The sequence below is a fragment of the Sphingopyxis chilensis genome, from assembly GCF_035930445.1.
Classification (GTDB): Bacteria; Pseudomonadota; Alphaproteobacteria; order Sphingomonadales; family Sphingomonadaceae; genus Sphingopyxis; species Sphingopyxis chilensis.
On the sequence record NZ_CP142394.1, the window covers coordinates 1,874,166 to 1,893,947 of the forward strand.

The window sequence follows — 19,782 nt, forward strand, 5'->3', positions numbered from 1 at the left end:
GAACGAGACTGCATATGACTGACAAACCGACCCTCGACCAATGGGCCGCCGCCGCCGACAAGGAAGTCAAAGGCAAGGACCTGACCTGGCACACGCCCGAGGGAATTGCCGTCAAGCCGCTCTACACCGCCGAGGACGTCCGCGAAGACCCCGGCCTGCCCGGTTTCGCGCCCTTCACGCGCGGCGTGCGCGCGTCGATGTATGCGGGGCGGCCGTGGACGATCCGCCAATATGCGGGTTTCTCCACCGCCGAGGAATCGAACGCCTTCTATCGCCGCAACCTCGCGGCGGGACAGAAGGGCCTGTCGGTCGCCTTCGACCTTGCGACGCACCGCGGCTATGACAGCGACCATCCGCGCGTCGTCGGCGACGTCGGCAAGGCGGGGGTCGCGATCGACAGCGTCGAGGATATGAAAATCCTCTTCGACGGCATCCCGCTCGATCAGATGTCGGTCAGCATGACGATGAACGGCGCGGTGATACCCATCCTCGCCTTCTTCATCGTCGCGGGTGAGGAGCAGGGGGTCGACCGCAAATTGCTCGACGGGACAATCCAGAACGACATCCTCAAGGAGTTCATGGTCCGCAACACCTATATCTACCCGCCCGAACCCTCGATGCGGATCATCAGCGACATTTTCGGCTATACGTCGCGCGAAATGCCCAAGTTCAACAGCATCTCGATCAGCGGCTACCATATGCAGGAAGCCGGCGCGACGCAGGTGCAGGAGCTGGCCTTCACCATCGCCGACGGCGCCGAATATGTGCGCTATGGTGTCGCATCGGGGCTCGACATCGACAAGTTCGCCGGGCGCCTTAGCTTCTTCTTCGCGATCGGCATGAACTTCTTCATGGAGATCGCCAAATTGCGCGCCGCGCGCGTGCTGTGGCACCGCGTGATGACGGGCCTCGGCGCCAAGGACGAGCGGTCGAAGATGCTGCGCACCCATTGCCAGACGTCGGGCGTGTCGCTGACCGAGCAGGACCCTTACAACAATGTCATGCGCACGACGATCGAGGCGATGGCGGCGATGCTCGGCGGGACGCAGAGCCTGCACACCAACGCGCTCGACGAAGCGATCGCGCTGCCGACCGATTTCTCGGCCCGCATCGCGCGCAACACGCAGATCGTCATCCAGGAAGAGACGGGGATGACCAAGGTCGTCGATCCGCTCGGCGGCTCCTATTATATCGAGGCGCTGACGCAGGAGCTGGTCGACAAGGCGTGGGAGATCATCGAGCGCGTCGAGAAGGAAGGCGGCATGGCGAAGGCCGTCGCGGCGGGATGGCCCAAGGCGATGATCGAGACCGCCGCTGCGGCGCGGCAGGCGCGCGTTGATCGCGGCGACGATGTGATCGTCGGGGTGAACAAATATCGCCTGAAGGACGAAGACCTGCTCGAAACGCTCGAGGTGGACAACAGCAAGGTCCGCGAGGCGCAGGTCGCGCGAATCAACCGGGTGAAGGCGAGCCGCGACGAGGCGGCATGCCAAGCGGCGCTCGACGCTCTACGCAAGGCGGCCGCCGCACCGCAATCGATCGAGACGAACTTGCTGGCGCACGCTGTCGAGGCTGCGCGCGCCCGCGCGACCCTCGGCGAGATTTCGTCGGCGATGGAGGAAAGCTTCGAGCGCTATGGCACGCAGCCGACCCCGGTGAAGGGCGTCTATGCCGCGCCCTATGCGGGCGATGCACGCTGGCAGCAAGTGCTCGACGGCGTCAAGGCGGTCGAGCAGCGGATGGGACGCAAGCCGAAATTGCTCGTCGCCAAGATGGGGCAAGACGGCCATGACCGCGGCGCGAATGTCATCGCCTCGGCCTTCGGCGACATGGGCTTCGACGTCGTCTCGGGACCGTTGTTCCAGACGCCCGAGGAGACGGTGGTACTCGCGCTGGACGCCGGCGTCGACGTTGTCGGCGCATCGAGCCTCGCGGCGGGGCACAAGACACTTATCCCCGAACTTATCCACAAGCTGAAAGAGGCGGGGCGCGGCGATGTGAAGGTGATCGCGGGCGGCGTCATCCCGCCGCAGGACTATCAATATCTGCGCGACGCGGGGGTGCAGGGGATCTACGGGCCGGGATCGAATGTTGTCGAATGCGCCGCCGATGTGCTGCGCTTGCTGGGGCATAATATGCCGCCTTTGGAGGACGCTGCGTGACCAATACCAATCTTTCCACCCCCTCTGTGTCGAACGAAGAGAGGGAGGCTCGCACCGACTGGACGCGCGCGGAAATCGCCGAATTGTTCGACCTGCCGTTCGACGAGCTGATGTGGGAAGCGCAGAGCGTCCACCGCCGTCACCATGCCCGTGGCGAAGTGCAGCTTTGCACGCTGCTCAGCATCAAAACCGGCGGCTGCGTCGAGGATTGCGGCTATTGCTCGCAGTCCAAGAGCGCCGATAGCGGATTGAAGGCGACCAAGCTGATGGACGTACGCGCGGTGCTGCAGGCGGCGGCGCAGGCGAAGGATTCGGGATCGAAGCGCTTCTGCATGGGCGCCGCCTGGCGCAACCCCAAGGAGCGCGACATGCCCGCGATCGTCGAGATGGTCGAGGGCGTGCGCCAGATGGGCATGGAAACCTGCATGACGCTGGGGATGCTCAGCAAGGAGCAGGCGCAGACGCTCGCGGTCGCGGGGCTCGACTATTACAACCACAATATCGACACGAGCCCGGAGAATTACGAGAATATCATCTCTACGCGGACCTTTCAGGACCGCCTCGATACGCTCGATGAAGTCCGCAATGCCGGCATCAACGTCTGCTCGGGCGGGATCGTCGGGCTGGGCGAGACGCGCGCCGATCGCGTCGGCTTCATCCACGCGCTCGCGACGCTCGAACGCCATCCCGAAAGCGTGCCGGTCAACGCGCTGGTCCCGGTGAAGGGCACCGTGCTTGGCGACATGCTTGCCGACACGCCGCTGGCGAAGATCGACGATATCGAATTCGTCCGCACGATCGCGGTCGCGCGCATCACCATGCCGAAATCGATGGTCCGCCTGTCGGCGGGGCGCGAGAGCATGTCGGAGGCGACGCAGGCGCTCTGCTTCATGGCGGGGGCGAACAGCATCTTCACCGGCGACAAACTGCTCACCACCGGCAACCGCGGCGACAATGCCGACGCGGCGCTGTTCGCCAAGCTGGGGCTCAAGCCGATGGAGAGCGAAGAGCCGATGCGGATGGAAGCGGCCGAGTGAAGCTGTTTGGAGTCCTCGCCAATATCCTCGCTGGCTTCCTCGTTTGGGCGGCGGTGACAGGCTTGGTCTATTTCTTTGTAAGTTGGGGCAGCGACGAAGCGCCGGGCAATGTGCCTTTCTGCCCGTGGAAGGCAGTCATACTCATCCTGTCGGCGCTGAGCTTCTCGCTCTACGCCAGACGTTATTGGAAGAAGCTGGATCACTGATGTTCAAGAAAATCCTGATCGCCAACCGCGGCGAAATCGCCTGCCGCGTTATCAAGACCGCGCGCCGCATGGGCATCGCGACCGTTGCCGTCTATTCGGACGCCGACGCGCGCGCGCCGTTCGTGCAGATGGCCGACGAGGCGGTGCATATCGGTCCATCGCCCGCGTCCGAATCCTATCTGATCGCCGACAAGATCATCGCGGCGTGCAAGGCGACGGGCGCAGAGGCGGTACATCCGGGCTATGGCTTCCTGTCCGAACGCACGAGCTTTGCCGAGGCGCTCGCCAAGGAAAATATCGCCTTCATCGGCCCGCCGGTGAATGCGATCGCCGCGATGGGCGACAAGATCGAGTCGAAGAAGCTCGCGAAGGAGGCCGGTGTTAACGTCGTCCCCGGCTTCGTCGGCGAGATCGACGATACCGAACATGCCGTGCGCATCTCGAACGAGATCGGTTATCCGGTGATGATGAAGGCGTCGGCGGGCGGCGGCGGCAAGGGCATGCGCCTCGCCTATGACGAAAAGGACGTCCGCGAAGGCTTCGAGGCGACCAAGCGCGAAGGGCTCAACAGCTTCGGCGACGACCGCGTCTTTATCGAGAAATTCATCCTCAACCCGCGCCATATCGAGATCCAGATCCTCGGCGACCAGCACGGCAATGTGCTCTACCTCAACGAGCGCGAGTGCAGCATCCAGCGCCGCCACCAGAAAGTGGTCGAGGAAGCGCCGTCGCCCTTCGTGACCCCCGCGATGCGCAAGGCGATGGGCGAGCAGTGCGTCGCGCTGTCGAAGGCGGTCGGCTATTATAGCGCGGGCACGGTCGAACTGATCGTCTCTGGCGCCGACCCCACGGGCGAGAGCTTCTACTTCCTCGAAATGAACACGCGGCTGCAGGTCGAGCATCCGGTGACCGAGGCGATCACCGGCATCGATCTTGTCGAACAGATGATCCGCGTCGCGGCAGGCGAAAAGCTCGAGATGACGCAGGACGATATCAAGATCGACGGCTGGGCGATCGAGAACCGCGTCTATGCCGAAGATCCCTATCGCGGCTTCCTGCCCTCGACCGGACGTCTCGTGCGCTACCGCACCCCCGTTCCGGCGTGGGAAGGCGAGACACGCGGCGTCGATGGCGTGCGCGTCGAGGAGGGCGGCGAAGTGTCGATCTTCTACGACCCGATGATCGCCAAGCTCGTCACCTGGGGCGCGACGCGCGACGAAGCCGCCGACCTCCAGATCGCGGCGCTCGACCGCTTCGAGATCGAAGGGCTCGGCCATAATATCGATTTCGTCTCGGCGATCATGCAGCACCCGCGTTTCCGCTCGGGCGAATTGACGACGGGCTTTATCGCCGAAGAATATCCCGAGGGCTTCCATGGCGCGCCGACCGACGGGACGATCACACGCGCGCTCGCGGCGATCGCAGGCTTCATGGCGTCTGCCGAAGCCGACCGCGCGCGCCGCACCGATGGCCAGCTCGGCGACCGGCTCGAACCGCCCGCCAAGTGGCAGGTCACGATCGACGGCGCGCCGCAGAAGGTCAAGATCGGCGAGAAGCATATCAAGATCGAGGGCGACCGGATCGACATCGCGCTCGAGTATACGCCGGGCGACCGGCTCGTCGTCGCCGAGATCGACGAAACCGAACTCGCGGTAAAGGTCGCTAAGACGCGCACCGGCTGGCGCATGACGACGCGCGGGCGTATCCACGACGTGCGCGTTCTGCCCTGGCACATCGCGCCGCTGACCCAGCACATGATCGAAAAAATCCCGCCCGATCTGTCGAAATCCCTCATCTGCCCGATGCCGGGCCTGCTCGTCGCGCTGCACGTCGGCGAAGGCGACAAGGTCGAGGCCGGCCAGCCGCTCGCCACGGTCGAGGCGATGAAGATGGAAAACATCCTCCGCGCCGAAAAAGCGGGGACGGTAAAGACCGTCAACGCCGCGCAAGGCGACAGTCTGGCGGTCGACGCGGTGATCTTGGAGATGGAATAATCGTCTCCTTCTCGTCATTGCGAGGAGCGAAGCGACGCGGCAATCCAGAATGGCGTAAGCCGCTCTGGATTGGTTGGCCTACGGCCGCCTGCGGCCCGCTTCGCTCGCAATGACGGAGTTTGCTGAATGCACCTAAATCACGACGCCGACGCGGTCGCGGCATCCGAAATCACCTTCGACGATTTCCTCCGCGTCGACATTCGCATCGGCACGATCGTGGAGGCCGAGCCTTTCCCCGAGGCGCGCAAACCCGCGTTCAGGCTGAAGATCGATTTCGGCCCCGCGATCGGCGTGAAGAAAAGCAGCGCGCAGATCGTCGATCGCTACTCGCTCGAAGAGCTGGCGGGGCGGCAGGTCGCCGCGGTCGTCAACTTCCCGCCGCGCCAGATCGGCAAGTACATGTCTGAAGTGCTGACGCTCGGCTTCGCCGATGAGGAGGGCGCGGTGATCCTCTTCGCGCCTGATCGCAAAGTTCCCGACGGGTCGCGCCTCTTCTAACCTTTCCCGCGCCCGACATCGCGGCTAGTCTCGCGGAGGGAAACAGGGGAGAGGGCTCATGACATTACCCGTAACCGCGTTCGTGGCCGCCGTCTGCGCCTTGCTGCTGCTCGTCACCGCGATCGACACGGTGCGCCAGCGACTGCGCGTGAAGGCCGCTTTCGGTGACCATGGCGATGCCAAGCTGATCAGCGCCAGCCGTGCGCACGGCAATCTCGCCGAATATGCGCCGATTACGATCATCCTGCTCGGCTTGCTGGAAACCGCGCGCGCCAATCATATGGGGCTGATGATCATCGGCGCGACCTTCCTCATCGGCCGCGTCGCGCATGTCATCGGGCTCTACACGCCTTCAGAACCGGGGAAGGCACCGCTTGGGCGGCAGGTCGGCGTCCTTGCGACCTTCGGCGCTTTGCTGGTGCTCGGGCTGTGGACGTTATGGGTACTGGCGACAGTGAATCTTTGACATTTTGGAACGGAAAGTTTGTTTACTACGAATATTGTCGCCAGCGTAAAGACCAATAAGAATGAAGATATTATGCTAAACATCTGTCTGTAAGCCTTCTTTCGGCCCACTTCGCGATTCAGCTGGATGTGGAGTTGTAGGCACTCAGCCTGTTCAACTTTCCCCCATTTTAGCGTCCTCTTTTGATATTTCCAATTGTTGGGAAGCCAGTTCTCTGGCTCATTGCCCGGAAGTCCGAACCGCTTCGGCCAAACGCTAAGTAGGCTAATAAATGCTAGTATGAACATGCCCGCACCGAGTGCAAAGGCATAACCAGACAATCCAATCTTCGAGGTCCCGCTAACAATAGAAAAGTATGCAGCTAGAGATGTCGTTGCGACCGTTAGCTGTAAACCAGCTATCGTGAATCCTCGCTGATCTGTAGAAATATGAGATGACGTTTGGGCCAAGATGCGTTGCTCACCCTCTCTGACTACCTCGTCTAAAATCGAAGATTCAAGCTGATATAGATCATGCAAATCTATTTCGGGATAGTTACGATCGGCCCGTTCGAGTCGAAATTTACCGAGTATTGGTAGCGAGAAGATCAATGGCTAAACCCCCTGAACGCGACTGGCTGAATGACGAGCGTAAATCGCCAAGTCGTCCTGCGCCAGCCCCTTCACCTGCTCCGCGTCCAACTCCTGCGCCGACGCCGCCAAAGCCGAAATAGCTACCCGTCGACCAATGCCACCGCACGGATCCAGCCCGCGCTGGCGCGCTCGATCTTCACCGGGAAGCAGCTGAAGGTGAAGCCCGTCGCGGGGATCGCGGCGAGGTTGGTGAGCTTCTCGATCTGGTAATAGGGCCGGATGCGTCCCGCCTTGTGACCTTCCCAGATGATCGAGGGATCGCGCGTGTCCGCCCAGCGCCGCGCGGTGTGACTGAACGGCGCGTCCCAGCTCCACGCGTCGGTGCCGACGACCTGTACGCCGCGCCCGGTCAGGTACAGCGTCGCCTCGGCCCCCATGCCGCTGCCCTGGTCGGTGAAATTGTCGGTGCCATAGACCGCGCCCGACTGGACAAGCACGATGTCGAAGGGCTGGAGTTCATGCCCGATGCGCGCCAGTTCGGCCTCCACTTCGGCGCCGCTCACGACATGGCCGTCCGGACGATCCGAAAAGTCGAGCTTCACGCCCGGACGAAAAAACAGGTCGAGCGGCGCTTCGTCGATCGACGGCGCACGAGTTGCGCCGCTGTCGGTGGTCGAATGATAATGCCACGGCGCGTCCATATGCGTGCCATTGTGCGTACTGAGCGACAGCATCTCGACCGCCCAGCCTTCGCCGTCGGGCAGATCGTCCCTCGTGAGCCCGGGGAAGAACATCGCGATCTGCTCCCACGTATTCTCATGGGTCATATAGGTGATGTTCGGGCGCATCACCGGCGGGTCGGAGATGACGTCGTTGGTGATCGGGATCGAAAGGTCGATGAACTGCATGACGCACAGTCTGCCACCGGAAAGACGCCACGCCAAGAAGGCTTGCGCGCCGTTCGCCGCCCGCTAGAGATGGCGGTAAGCCTGAAAGGGGCAGGGGAGAGTTTATGACCGACGCAGCCGCCGTAGCCGACCATGGCGCGGTCTATCAGCCGAGCGCCAAAGACATTCGCATGGTCATCGCCGCATCGTCGGCGGGTACGGTGTTCGAATGGTATGATTTCTTCATCTACGGCACGCTCGCGGCGATCATCGGCAAGGCCTTTTTCCCCAGCGACAATGCAACGCTGGAAATCCTGCTCGTGTGGGCGGGCTTCGCGGTCGGATTCGGTTTCCGGCCCTTGGGCGCGGTAATCTTCGGCTTCCTCGGCGACCGGCTGGGACGCAAATATACCTTCCTCGTCACCGTCACCTTGATGGGCATCGCGACAGCCGGCGTCGGCATGATCCCGTCGGCTGCGACCATTGGCATCGCGGCGCCGATCATCGTCATCCTGCTCCGCGTGCTGCAGGGGCTGGCGCTCGGCGGCGAATATGGCGGCGCGGCGGTCTATGTCGCCGAACATTCGCCGCCGGGAAAGCGCGGTTTCTACACCAGCTTCATCCAGGCGAGCGTCGTCGGCGGCTTCGTGCTCAGCCTGATCGTCGTGCTCGGCTGCAAGGCGCTGATGCCCGACGCGGTGTGGGAAAGCTGGGGCTGGCGCGTGCCCTTCCTGCTTTCGCTCATCCTCCTCGCCATTTCGCTGTGGATGCGCCTCAAACTTTCCGAAAGCCCGGTGTTCCAGGCGATGAAGGCGGAGGGCGAACTCGCCAAGAACCCGCTCAAGGAAAGCTTCACCTACCCCGGCAATCCTCGCCGTATCTTCATCGCGCTATTCGGCATCGCCGCCGGCCTGACGGTCATCTGGTACACGGCGATGTTCTCCGGGCTGTCGTTCCTGAAAGGGCCGATGAAGGTCGAGGACACGGCTGCCGAGATCATTGTCGGCTTTGCCGCCGCGTTCGGCATGGGCTTCTTCATCTGGGCCGGAAAGCTCTCCGACCGCATCGGGCGCAAGAAGCCGATCGTCTGGGGCTATGCCGCGACGCTGGTCCTGCTCTTCCCGCTCTTCTGGTGGATGGGCAGCGTCGGCAACCCGGCACTGTCGGCTGCTGCCGAGCGCGCGCCCGTGACCGTCACCGGTTCGCAATGCAGCTTCGACCCGTTCGCGCAGAAACAGGCGACCGCGTGCGGGCGCACGCTCGGCGAACTGACCAAACTCGGTGTGCCCTACACGGTCGTCCAGACGGACAGCGGCTTTGACAGGGTCAAAATCCGTATCGGAAACCGCGAGGTCGCGAGCGAGGATCCGGCACTGCTCCAGCCCGCTTTGGAAGCGATGGGTTATGACTTCGCGAAGCAGGTCCCGCAAATCGGCGGTATCGCCGTCATATTCCTCGCGCTGCTCGGGCTGAGCGCGCTGTCGGGCTTCACCTATGGTCCGGTCGCGGCATTGCTGTCCGAAATGTTTCCGCCGCACGTCCGCTATTCTTCGCTCTCGATCCCCTATCATCTGGGGACGGGCTATTTTGGTGGGTTCCTCCCCCTGATCGCGAGCTTCATCATCGCGAAGACCGGCAATGCCTATGCCGGGCTCTGGTATACCTGGGTGGTCGTCCTCGTCGCCTTCCTCGTCACCGCGTTCATGCTGAAGGATCCGGTCGAGGGACAGTGGGACAAGCCCGCCTGATCGCCCCCATTGGCGCAGGCAGCCAAGCCGTATAGGGGCAGGGGAATGATCGCCATTCCGCCGCCGCTCCGCCTTCGCCTTTCATCCGAAGCCCTCGTCGCAAACTGGCGCTGGCTCGCCAAGCAGAGCGGCTCGGCGGCATGCGGCGCGGCGATCAAGGCCGACGCTTATGGCCTTGGCGCGCGCGAAGTGGTGCGACATCTCGCCGCCGCGGGATGCCGCGACTTTTTCGTCGCGACCTGGGCCGAGGCCGCCGCGCTGATGCCTTTGCCGTGGGGCGTATCGCTCTCGGTGCTCCACGGCGTCGGCGCGAGCGACGTGATCGCGGCGCTTACCCTTCCCGCGCGGCCCGTGCTCGGCAGCCTCGAACAGATCGCGCTGTGGCGCGAGGCGGGCGAGGGGCGGCCGTGTGACGTGATGATCGATACCGGGATGAACCGGCTTGGCCTTCGCGTCGAAGAAACGGCAGGCGGGGCGCTCGACGGCCTGAATATTGAAACCCTGCTCAGCCACCTCGCATCGGCCGACGAGGACAGCGCGCAGAACAGCGGACAACTCGCGGCGTTTCGCGCGGTTCGGCAGGCGATCCCCGCGCGGCGCTACAGCCTGGCGAACAGCGCCGGTATCTGTCTCGGCGCCGATTATGCGTTCGATCTGACCCGCCCGGGCATCGCGCTCTATGGCGGGACGCCGCGCGGCGAAGCCACGGGCCATATCCGGCAGGTCGCCTTCCCCGAAGCGCGCGTGCTGCAGGTGCGTCGGGTGCGCCAAGGCGAGGCCGTCGGCTACGGCGCGACCTGGACCGCGCCACGCGACAGCCGGATCGCGATCGCGAACATGGGCTACGCCGACGGCTATTTACGCTGCCACGCCGGATCGGGTTCGGCGACGTGGAACGCGTGCTCGCTGCCGCTGATCGGCCGCGTATCGATGGATCTGACCGCTTTCGACGCGAGCGACGCCGATGGAATCGAGGAAGGCGACTGGCTCGCGATCGATTATGACCTGCCGACGGCGTCGGCACGCAGCGGATTGTCGCAATATGAGCTGCTGACGGGGTTGGGGCCGCGGTTCGAGCGCGGTTGGTTTTAGAAACGACGCGATAGGAGCGTGCTCCCCGAGCAAAAAAAAAGGCCGCCTTCCGAAGGAAGGCGGCCGATTTTTACCGTGCCGGATTTCTCTTACCAGCTGGCCTTGATGCCCGCGTAGAAATAGCGGCCGAAGGTGTCGTAGGGATCGCCACCTGCCGTACCCAGCAGGCCGAGCGGCGGCTGTTTGTCGAACGCATTATCGACGCCGACATAGAATTCGAACTTCTTGTCGATTTCCAGATTGGCCCGGAAATTGTGGTAGAATGCCGACGGGTAGTAAATCTGCGGATACTGGTCGGCATTCGCCGCCGGGAACGTCGTCAGATTACCCGGTGTGCAGGTACCACCACCGGGGATATTTCCGCTTTCGGGGCAGATGTCCTTGTACGCGTTCTGCGCTTCCCATGTGCCGATCGTCTGTTTGCCGATATAACGGACCGAGTAGCTAAGATCGAGATCACCGAAATCATAGTTGATGCTCGCATTTGCAGCCCAACGCGGATCGCCAAGTTCACTCATTTGACGGTTGGGCGCATTCGGCGACGTCGGATCGGTGTAGTTGTCGAGACGAATCAAATAGGTCGCGATCCCGCGCACCGACAGGCGATGGCCATTGTCGAACGTCCGGCGATATTGAAGGTCGAAGTCGATACCTTCAGTCTTTTGCGACGCGAAGTTGATCCCGCCAGAGATCACCGCGCCGTTCGCCTGATCAAACAGGCCATTCGGCAGACGGCTCACAACGGCGCAATACTGATTATCGATCCCGCTCGCATTGTCGTAACAAAGGTTGAGGATCGTCTGCGCGGGCAGCACCGCAATCAGGTTTTCGACCTTGATCTTGTAATAGTCGACCGTGAAGTTGAATCCGCGGAGAAAGCTCGGCTCGAACACTGCGCCAAGCGTCAGGCTCTTGCCGATTTCATTCTGCAAGGTCGGATTGCCGCCCGACCGGATTTCGGTCGTGCGATCACGCGCCGGCTGGTTCACGAAACCCGCCGGGATGCCCGCGGCCGCACAATTCGCCGCGCGATTCGGACCGTTACCGATGTACAGCACGTCGCACGGATCGTTCAGTTGATTGAAGTTCTGCGACGGCGTCGAGAACAGATCGCTTTGCGTCGGCGTACGGACCGAACGTGCATAGGCGGCGCGCAAGCGAATGTCCGGGATCGGAGCGTAAAGTCCCTGAACGTTATAGGCCCATACCGTGCCGGCCGATGTGTTATAATCGGAGACGCGAGCCGCGCCACTGATCGTCAGTTCTTCGGCTAGCGGCATGTTCGCCAGCAGCGGAATGCTGATTTCAGCGAAAGCTTCCTTCACCGTAAGCTTCGGAGGATCGAACACAGGAATGGCGTTTAGGAACGTGCCGCCGGAAGCCGTCAACGCGTCATATGCCGAGTAGGCCTTCTCTTCACGATATTCCGCGCCAAGCGCAAAACCGATCGGGCCGCCCGGCAACTCGAACAATTGTGAGAGGTCACCGGCGACGCTCGCCAGCGCCACGAACTCTTCCGCCTTTTCGTCGCGGGTCGAGGTGGTGTTCACGAAATTCAGGGCCGCCTGGCTCGGCGAACCGCTGCCGAAGACATTGATTGGGACGCAGTCCGGGCGATCGTTCGTCGGATCGGCATCGGCATTGACGCGGCAAACGATCTGACCTGCGGTATTACGCGTCGCGTCGATCGCTAGCAGAAAGCCGTCAAGATTCCCCTGTTCGTCAAAAAGCACCAAGTTGTTTAAAGACTTCATGCTCGTGTCGAGACGACCGTAGTTGAACGACAATTCATAGTTCCAGTCGTCATTGAACGTGCCTTCGACCCCGCCAACAACGCGGAAGGTTTCACGGCGATGCTTTTCGCCGCGACCGCCGAAATCGGTGTTGAAGCGCGAGATAGCGAATGGCGTCGCATCCGGGGTCGCGCCGCAAACTCCAAAGCCGCTGAGGGTATCGAAAGCCTGGCTGGTCAGGAACGGATTATCGCAACGAAGCTCCGGAATCGCGTCAAACTGTTCTTGCGTGGTCGCGAAGAAGCCCGCCAGCGATCCTTGGAAAAAGCTCGGCTGGCCTTCCTGAAGAGCATCGACGCGAACGTATTTCGCCTCGACAAAGGGGCGGAACGCGTCGCTGACGTCGTAATGCGCCAGCAGGTTGAAGGAGTAGCGCTTCAAGCCCGCCGCGAGTTGGCCGGTGTTGCGCAGCGTCGAACCTTCACCGCCCTGCTGGTTGCCGGAGCCTACACCGCCGAAGCTCTGGTCGGGCGTGTCGATGAAAATGTTGCCGCCCGGGGCAAAACGGACATAACGCTGACGCGTGCTGGAAGCTGGGTCGAGCGCGCCGAGCGTGCCACCGTCGCTGATAGAGCGATTTTTGATACCGCACAGGAAGGTGTTGTCGGGAATGCCGTCACCCGCTGCCGGCTCTCCGATCGTATCGTCGGTCAGCTGGAACTGGCAGCGACCCGAATAGGCGCCTGTCAGTTTGTCGCGATCGGTGAAGTAGAGGGGACTCGCTTCGGCATATTCGGCCGAAATCGCGACGTTGCCGCGACCGTCGGCAAAATTCTTTCCGTAAGTGCCGCTGACGAACATATTTCCGCGGTCGCCGCGCGACGAAATGCCGCCTTGCGCCCGCAAATTGATCCCTTCGAAATCGCGCTTGGTGATGAAGTTCACCACGCCGGCGACAGCGTCCGAACCGTAGATCGCCGAGTTGCCGCCCGTGACTATGTCGACGCGTTCCAGCAGGTCGACTGGGATCGTATTGACGTCGACCAGATAGTCGCCCGGCGATGCCGTGACATGGCGCTTGCCGTTAACGAGAACCAGCGTGCGGGCGGTGCCCAGGCCGCGGAGATCAAGGATGTTGAGGCCTGCGGTGCCAATAAAGCGGGTCGAGTTGCCCTGGCTGAAAGTCGAGCGCAGCGAAGGAAGATCATTGAGCGCGTCACCCAGCGAAACGTCGCCTGTGTCGGTGAGTTCGCTGACATCGACCGATGTGAGCGGAACAGGTGAATCGAGCGTTGGGCGAACAATGCGCGAGCCCGTAACGACGATCGAGCGTTCGGTATTCTGATCGGAATCGCAGACGCCATCATTATTGGCGTCAATGCATTCCGCCGCGGTGTCTTGCGCCAACGCGGGCTGGCTCACGGATATGGCTACTGCAAAGGCAGCAGCACCCAGAAACAGGTGCGACTTAGTCATTGATAACTCCCCGGTTGCCCGTTCAAATCGAACTGAACGGATTGCACTCCAGAAAGACTGAAAAAAAACCGAGCACAAGCATCCTGTGGCAATTTTATGTCACATCTCGTTTATGACTGGCGGCTTGTGATATTTGCGCAACACTCGAGTCGTTGAACCGCGATAACCGGCGTATAATATGGTTTTGCATGTGCGACATGAACCAGCGTCGCGGGGCGCCTTGTGCGGATGAATGTTTCACAACTATCGTATCTTTCGAAACTAAGTTTCTTTGAGCATTTTTCGCATGCTCCATTCGCGCGAGTTGGCTGGAGGCTTGGGGCGACGCCGCGCCCTGCCTGCCAAATACTGAGATAGGCACTTTGGCGTGTGCCGACTCGCGTGAGACATGGAGCCGCATGTTGCGACGCATCATAATTTGATGCTAATGCCATGGCCTATCCGGTGCGGCGCGGTCGCCATAGTTCCGGGATTCAGGGAGCGCGGGTGAAAAATGGCGAAGTCCAAGGGGACGACGGAAGGTGACGTCGTCACGATCAAGAAATACGCCAACCGGCGGCTCTACGATACCGAACGCAGTTGCTATATTACGCTCGACGATCTCGGCACGATGGTCCGCGACGGCCGCGATTTCCGCGTCGTCGATGCGAAAAGCGGCGAAGACATCACGCATAATGTCCTCACGCAAATCATCATGGACGAGGAAACGCGCGGCGAAACCCTGTTGCCGGTCAATTTCCTGCGCCACCTGATCGGCATGTATGGCGACAAGATGCAGTCGATGGTGCCGCAATATCTCGAAGCGTCGATGACGGCGTTCCGCAAGAACCAGCAGGATGTCCGTTCGGCGTTCGAAGGGGCGCTCGGCTCGAACCCGCTCGCCGAACTCACCCGCCGCAACATGGAAATGTTTCAGCAAGCCGCGGGCGCATTCATACCAGGCGCCGGCGCGAACAAGGCGAAAGATGCCGAAATCGCAGAGCTGAAAGCCGAAATCGCCCAACTCAGGGCCGAGCTCGCCAAAAAATAATCCGGAACCGCAGCGCGGTACCAAAGCACAGAAACAGGACAAATGATCAAGCATGCGCTCAGCGTAACCCGTCAGGCCGACTTCGCGGCCTGGTACCAAGATGTCATTGCCGAGGCCGACCTCGCCGAGGAATCGGGGGTGCGCGGCTGCATGGTGATCAAACCGTGGGGCTATGGCATCTGGGAACGCATCCAGAAGGTGATGGACGCCGCAATCAAGGACGCGGGGGTTCAAAACGCCTATTTCCCGCTCTTCATTCCTTTGAGCTTCTTTGAGAAGGAAGCCGACCATGTCGATGGTTTTGCGAAGGAAATGGCCGTCGTCACCCATCACCGCCTGATCGCGGACGGGAAGGGCAAGCTCGTCCCCGATCCCGAGGCGAAGCTCGAGGAGCCGCTGATCGTCCGCCCGACGTCGGAAACCGTCATCGGCTCGGCGATGAGCCGCTGGGTGCAGAGCTGGCGCGACCTGCCGCTGAAGGTCAACCAGTGGGCGAACGTCGTGCGTTGGGAAATGCGCACGCGGATGTTCCTGCGCACCAGCGAATTCCTCTGGCAGGAAGGCCATACGGCGCACGCCGACCGGGATGATGCGATGGCCGAAACGCTGCGCGCGCTCGAAATGTACCGCGCCTTCGCCGAGGATGTCCTCGCGATGCCCGTGATCGCGGGCGAAAAGCCCGAGAATGAGCGCTTCCCGGGCGCCGTCGCGACCTATTCGATCGAAGCGATGATGCAGGATGGCAAGGCGCTGCAGGCCGGCACTTCGCATTATCTCGGCACCGGCTTCGCCGAGGCGGCGAACATCCGTTACCAGGACAAGGACGGCGGCCACAGCCTCTGCCACACGACGAGTTGGGGTACTTCGACGCGCATGATCGGCGGCGTCATCATGACGCACGGCGACGATGACGGCCTGCGCTGTCCTCCGCGCATCGCGCCGCACCAGATCGTCATCGTGCCGATGCTGCGCGACAATGAGGAAGATGCCGCGATCCTCGATTATTGCCGCGACCTCGAAGCCAGCCTCAAGGCGCTCGATGCCTTCCGCGAACCCGTGCGCGTGCTGCTCGATACCAGCGGCGCGAAGGCGCAGACCAAGCGGTGGGGCTGGGTCAAGAAGGGCGCGCCAATCATCGTCGAAGTCGGTCCGCGCGACGTCGCGGGCGGCAATGTCGCGGTGATCCGCCGGGACCGGCTCTATCAGGAAAGCGGCAAGCTCAATTCGGCGTTCATCGCAAAGAGCGATTTCATCGCCGACGCGGCCGCGACGCTCGATGATATCCAGTCGAGCCTCCATGCCGAGGCAAGCGAGCGGCTTCACGCCAGTATCCGCCGCGACGTGACCGACCTCGCGGCGCATTTCGCCGGTGACGACAAGTTCGTCGGCTGGGTCGAAGTCCAATGGTCGCGCCCGACCGGCGCTACGCTGGACAAGATCGTCGAGCAGCTAAAATCTCTCAAGCTCACGATGCGCAACACGCCGCTCGATGCCGCGCCGGCCGATGGTCCCTGCGTCTTCACCGGCGAACCGGCCGTCGAGCGAGTACTGATCGGGCGGACCTACTGAGCTTTAGCGCCCTTGCGCCGGGAGGCATGGCGTTCTAGCCTTCGCGCCGAGGGGCTCGAAGGAGACTGTCGATGCGATATCCCTTGCTGGTCGCTGCCGCGACGCTGGCGCTAGCTGCGCTTCCCGCCGCGGCCCACCATGGCTGGTCGTCCTATGACGAGACCAAGCCGGTAACCTTGACCGCGTCTTTCACCGAATTGTCGTGGGGCAACCCGCACGGTAGCGCCAAGATGCGCTGGAAGGGCAAGGTCTGGGACGTCATATTGGCGCCGGTCGGCCGCATGGAAGCGCGCGGGCTGACGCGCGCCGAGATCGAACCCGGCAAGCGCTTTCGCCTGACCGGCTATGTCCGGCGCGACGGCGCCGCCGAAATGCGGGTCGAACGCGTGATGGTCGGCAAGAAGACGGTCGAGTTGCGCTGAGCGAAGCGGCGTGGAGCCTGTCCTGACTGCCGCTGCGGAGTGGCTCGATACGACCGGCATCGGGCCGTGGTCGCGCGGGTCGACGCTCGTCTATCCCGTCGCCAATACGCTGCACCTGCTGGGCTTGATCATGTTGGTCGGAGGGATTGGCGTCGTCGACCTCAGGGTCATGGGCCTGTGGAGAAGCCTGCCGGTAATGGAAATCTCGCGCGCGCTCACGCCGGTCGCTATCGCCGGGCTCATCCTGATGGCGATCAGCGGCGTGATCTTGTTCGCCGCCGACGGCCCAGCACTCGCGAGATCGACCATATTCGAGCGAAAGCTGGTCATCATCGCGATTGCCTTGGCCAATGCGACCGCCTTCAGACTGGTCTGGGACGCCGATATGGCGCGCTGGTCCGGCAGGGCGCCCGCCGCAGCGCGGGCGATGGCGGCGGCTTCGCTGCTCCTCTGGCTCGCCGCGGGCGCGTCGGGGCGCTGGATCGCCTACAGCTGACGGCGGCAAGGCCGCGCTAGTGCTTGGTAATGCCCGCCAGCGCGCTTATAGCCTTTCGCCAATGAAAAAGCGCTCGAACAACTCGCCCGGCTTGCCCAGCAGCCAACAGATTCTCGACTTCATCACGGCGTCCGACCAGCCGGTGGGAAAGCGCGAGATCGCCAAGCATTTTGCGCTCCACGGCAACGACAAGATCGCGCTGAAAGCGTTGCTCAAGGACATGACCGACGAGGGGTTGGTCGATCTGGCGCCCGGACGGGCATTCCACAAGCATGGTGGGTTGCCGCGCGTCACGGTGCTACGCGTCGCGGCGATCGAGGGAAGCAACCTCTGGGCGGTGCCCGATCGTTGGGAAGGCGCCGGTCCGGCTCCGCGGCTGCGCGTGATGGAGCAGGGGCGGAAAGGCGCGCTGGGCGTCGGCGACCGCATACTCGCGCGCACCGAGGAACGGGGCAGCGGCCATGTCGCACACCCGATGAAGCGGCTGCAGGCGAGCGCAGAGATGGTGATCGGCGTGCTCGTCGAGGATATCGGGCCGGGCGGCAAGCCGATGGTCTGGCTGCGGCCTGCCGACAAGCGCGCGCGCTATGACTTCGCTGTCGCTGACAAGGGCGACGCGGATATCGGCGACTTGGTTCGCGCCGAACTCACGGGGCGAGGGGCAGCGATCAAGGCGAAGGTCATCGACCGCATCGGCGATCCCTTCGCGCCCAAATCGCTCAGCATGATCGCGATTGCGCGGCATGAAATCCCGCATGTCTTTGGCGCCGAAACGCTCGCCGAGGCGGGGCATGCGGCGAAGCTGCCGCTCACCCCCGACGGCCGCGAGGATCTTCGCGACCTGCCGGTCGTCGCGATCGATCCCATAGATGCGCGCGACCATGACGATGCCGTCTGGGCGATCCCCGACGACGAGCCGGGCAACAAGGGCGGCTTTCGCGCGATCGTCGCGATCGCCGACGTCAGCTATTATGTCCGTCCCGACGGGGCGCTCGATCGCGAGGCGCGGCGGCGCGGCAACAGCGTCTATTTCCCCGACCAGGTCGTGCCGATGCTGCCCGAAACGCTGTCGGCCGGCGTCTGCTCGCTGAAAGCCGGGCAGGACCGCGCCGCAATGGCGTGCCATCTCGTCATCGACAAGCATGGCAAGGTGACGTCATGGCGGTTCACGCGCGCGCTGGTCAGGCTGCGCGCGAACATCGCCTATGAGCATGCGCAGGCGGCTTACGACAGCGACGCGCCGCGCGATGACTGGGACGCCGACGTGCTCCCCACGCTCAAGAATTTATGGGCGTGCTGGACGCTGCTGGCAAAGGCGCGCGCCGCCCGCGCGCCGCTCGACCTCGACCTGCCCGAACGGCAGGTCATCCTCGACGAGGCAGGCGGAATCGCCGAAATCCGCGTCCGCGACCGGCTCGATTCGATGCGGTTGATCGAGGATTATATGATCGCGGCGAATGTCGCGGCGGCGAAGGCGCTGGAGGCTAAGAAGTCACCCGTCATGTACCGCATCCACGAGCCGCCGAGCCGCGAAAAGCTCGTCAGCCTCAAGGATTATCTCGAAACCTTCGAACAGAGCTTTGCGCTCGGGCAGGTCATCACCCCCGCGGTGTTCAACCGGCTGATCGACGGCTTTTCCGAAGACGACCGGCTGCCCGAAATCATGCAGGCGATCCTGCGCAGCCAGACGCAGGCCTACTACGGCCCCGCCAACGCGGGCCACTTCGGCCTCGCGCTTGGCAGCTACGCGCATTTCACTTCGCCGATCCGTCGCTACGCCGACCTGATCGTCCACCGCGCGCTCGTCGATTCCTACAAGCTCGAAGTCCCCGGCAAGCCCAAGGGCCTGCCCGCGCGCACGGGGCTTGGGGAGGCTGACGCCAAGGGGCTGTCGCGCATCGGCGAAGCGATCAGCGCGCTCGAACGCCGCGCGATGGAGGCCGAGCGCGAGACGGTCGACCGCTATGTCGCCGCCTATCTCGCGACCAGGACGGGCGAGATCGTCGTCGCGCGCATCACCGGGGTGCAGCCTTTCGGTTTCTTCGCGACCGTCGACGGGCTCGGCGGCGACGGGCTGGTGCCCGTATCGACGCTGGGCAGCGAGCGCTTCTTCTACGACGAGGCCGCACGCAGCCTTGACAGCGAGCATGGACGGGTGAGCTTTACCGTCGGCCAGCGGATCGAGCTTCGACTGATGGACGCCAATCCGATCAGCGGCGCACTACGCTTCGAACTGCCCGACGCCCCCGAGGGCGGCTTTCGGAACCGCCCGCCGCGGCGAGATGGGGTGAAGAAAACCGGCAAGGACAAGGGCGGCAAGCATATGGTCGGCAAACGCGGTCGTCCGGCGAATATCAAGCACAAGGGCCGGCGCAGATAGCTCCTCGCCGAATA

General features: G+C 62.9%; 15 protein-coding genes. 13 read left to right on the forward strand and 2 right to left on the reverse strand.

Annotation, left to right across the window (positions count from 1 at the left end; all coding sequences use genetic code 11):
* Window positions 1–14: 14 nt before the first annotated feature.
* From scpA to VSX79_RS08465, 6 genes are all read left to right on the forward strand, one after another.
* Window positions 15–2,162, forward strand: a complete 2,148-nt coding sequence (gene scpA / locus VSX79_RS08440) for a methylmalonyl-CoA mutase (protein ID WP_326915161.1) — start codon at window positions 15–17, stop codon at window positions 2,160–2,162.
* Window positions 2,159–3,199, forward strand: coding sequence for a biotin synthase BioB (gene bioB, locus VSX79_RS08445; protein WP_326915162.1), 1,041 nt, complete (start codon window positions 2,159–2,161; stop codon window positions 3,197–3,199). The genes scpA and bioB overlap by 4 nt, the downstream gene beginning before the upstream one ends.
* On the forward strand, window positions 3,196–3,405 hold the full coding sequence (locus VSX79_RS08450) for a hypothetical protein (RefSeq protein ID WP_326915163.1): 210 nt from the start codon (window positions 3,196–3,198) through the stop codon (window positions 3,403–3,405). The genes bioB and VSX79_RS08450 overlap by 4 nt, the downstream gene beginning before the upstream one ends.
* Window positions 3,405–5,399, forward strand: coding sequence for an acetyl/propionyl/methylcrotonyl-CoA carboxylase subunit alpha (locus tag VSX79_RS08455; protein ID WP_326915164.1), 1,995 nt, complete (start codon window positions 3,405–3,407; stop codon window positions 5,397–5,399). Before VSX79_RS08450 ends, VSX79_RS08455 begins: the two co-directional genes overlap by 1 nt.
* A gap of 126 nt (window positions 5,400–5,525) precedes the next feature.
* Complete coding sequence (locus VSX79_RS08460) at window positions 5,526–5,897, forward strand: tRNA-binding protein (protein WP_326915165.1); 372 nt, start codon at window positions 5,526–5,528, stop codon at window positions 5,895–5,897.
* A 58-nt stretch (window positions 5,898–5,955) separates the two neighbouring features.
* Window positions 5,956–6,363 carry an MAPEG family protein gene (locus tag VSX79_RS08465; RefSeq protein ID WP_326915166.1) on the forward strand — a complete coding sequence of 136 codons (408 nt, stop codon included), beginning with the start codon at window positions 5,956–5,958 and terminating at the stop codon, window positions 6,361–6,363.
* 712 nt (window positions 6,364–7,075) lie between these two features.
* Here the strand turns inward: VSX79_RS08465 and VSX79_RS08470 are convergent.
* Window positions 7,076–7,843 (reverse strand): cyclase family protein, encoded by a 768-nt coding sequence (locus VSX79_RS08470; RefSeq protein ID WP_326915167.1) that lies wholly within the window; start codon window positions 7,841–7,843, stop codon window positions 7,076–7,078.
* Window positions 7,844–7,947: 104 nt separating this feature from the next.
* Between VSX79_RS08470 and VSX79_RS08475 the strand changes: the two genes are divergently transcribed.
* Together VSX79_RS08475 and alr are read left to right on the forward strand one after the other, a co-directional pair.
* Window positions 7,948–9,570 (forward strand): MFS transporter, encoded by a 1,623-nt coding sequence (locus VSX79_RS08475; RefSeq protein ID WP_326915168.1) that lies wholly within the window; start codon window positions 7,948–7,950, stop codon window positions 9,568–9,570.
* 45 nt (window positions 9,571–9,615) lie between these two features.
* Complete coding sequence (gene alr / locus VSX79_RS08480) at window positions 9,616–10,662, forward strand: alanine racemase (RefSeq protein WP_326915169.1); 1,047 nt, start codon at window positions 9,616–9,618, stop codon at window positions 10,660–10,662.
* Window positions 10,663–10,751: 89 nt separating this feature from the next.
* On the opposite strand, the gene VSX79_RS08485 is transcribed toward alr, so the two are convergent.
* Entirely contained in the window at window positions 10,752–13,871 is a 3,120-nt protein-coding gene (locus VSX79_RS08485) for a TonB-dependent receptor domain-containing protein (protein WP_326915170.1), read from the reverse strand.
* 493 nt (window positions 13,872–14,364) lie between these two features.
* Here VSX79_RS08485 and phaR point away from each other — a divergent pair, with 493 nt between their 5' ends.
* From phaR to VSX79_RS08510, 5 genes are all read left to right on the forward strand, one after another.
* Complete coding sequence (phaR, locus tag VSX79_RS08490; RefSeq protein ID WP_179496302.1) at window positions 14,365–14,901, forward strand: polyhydroxyalkanoate synthesis repressor PhaR; 537 nt, start codon at window positions 14,365–14,367, stop codon at window positions 14,899–14,901.
* A gap of 42 nt (window positions 14,902–14,943) precedes the next feature.
* Window positions 14,944–16,470, forward strand: coding sequence for a proline--tRNA ligase (proS, locus tag VSX79_RS08495; protein ID WP_179496300.1), 1,527 nt, complete (start codon window positions 14,944–14,946; stop codon window positions 16,468–16,470).
* Between the two features lie 71 nt (window positions 16,471–16,541).
* Window positions 16,542–16,892, forward strand: a complete 351-nt coding sequence (locus VSX79_RS08500; protein WP_179496298.1) for a DUF6152 family protein — start codon at window positions 16,542–16,544, stop codon at window positions 16,890–16,892.
* Window positions 16,893–16,902: 10 nt separating this feature from the next.
* A complete protein-coding gene (locus tag VSX79_RS08505; RefSeq protein ID WP_179496296.1) occupies window positions 16,903–17,388 on the forward strand; it encodes a DUF6644 family protein in 486 nt (161 codons plus the stop codon).
* Between the two features lie 61 nt (window positions 17,389–17,449).
* The gene (locus VSX79_RS08510) at window positions 17,450–19,768 is read left to right on the forward strand and encodes a ribonuclease R family protein (protein ID WP_179496294.1); all 2,319 of its coding nucleotides are present in this window, start codon (window positions 17,450–17,452) and stop codon (window positions 19,766–19,768) included.
* The last annotated feature ends 14 nt before the right edge of the window (window positions 19,769–19,782 follow it).

Bases quoted from the DNA above. Each gene is read 5' to 3' on its own strand.
- VSX79_RS08510 (WP_179496294.1), top strand. From the start codon at position 17,450: ATGAAAAAGCGCTCGAACAACTCGCCCGGCTTGCCCAGCAGCCAACAG.
- VSX79_RS08460 (WP_326915165.1), top strand. From the start codon at position 5,526: ATGCACCTAAATCACGACGCCGACGCGGTCGCGGCATCCGAAATCACC.
- VSX79_RS08475 (WP_326915168.1), top strand. From the start codon at position 7,948: ATGACCGACGCAGCCGCCGTAGCCGACCATGGCGCGGTCTATCAGCCG.
- phaR (WP_179496302.1), top strand. From the start codon at position 14,365: ATGGCGAAGTCCAAGGGGACGACGGAAGGTGACGTCGTCACGATCAAG.
- proS (WP_179496300.1), top strand. From the start codon at position 14,944: ATGATCAAGCATGCGCTCAGCGTAACCCGTCAGGCCGACTTCGCGGCC.
- VSX79_RS08455 (WP_326915164.1), top strand. From the start codon at position 3,405: ATGTTCAAGAAAATCCTGATCGCCAACCGCGGCGAAATCGCCTGCCGC.
- VSX79_RS08470 (WP_326915167.1), bottom strand. From the start codon at position 7,843: ATGCAGTTCATCGACCTTTCGATCCCGATCACCAACGACGTCATCTCC.
- VSX79_RS08485 (WP_326915170.1), bottom strand. From the start codon at position 13,871: ATGACTAAGTCGCACCTGTTTCTGGGTGCTGCTGCCTTTGCAGTAGCC.
- scpA (WP_326915161.1), top strand. From the start codon at position 15: ATGACTGACAAACCGACCCTCGACCAATGGGCCGCCGCCGCCGACAAG.
- alr (WP_326915169.1), top strand. From the start codon at position 9,616: ATGATCGCCATTCCGCCGCCGCTCCGCCTTCGCCTTTCATCCGAAGCC.
- VSX79_RS08465 (WP_326915166.1), top strand. From the start codon at position 5,956: ATGACATTACCCGTAACCGCGTTCGTGGCCGCCGTCTGCGCCTTGCTG.
- VSX79_RS08500 (WP_179496298.1), top strand. From the start codon at position 16,542: ATGCGATATCCCTTGCTGGTCGCTGCCGCGACGCTGGCGCTAGCTGCG.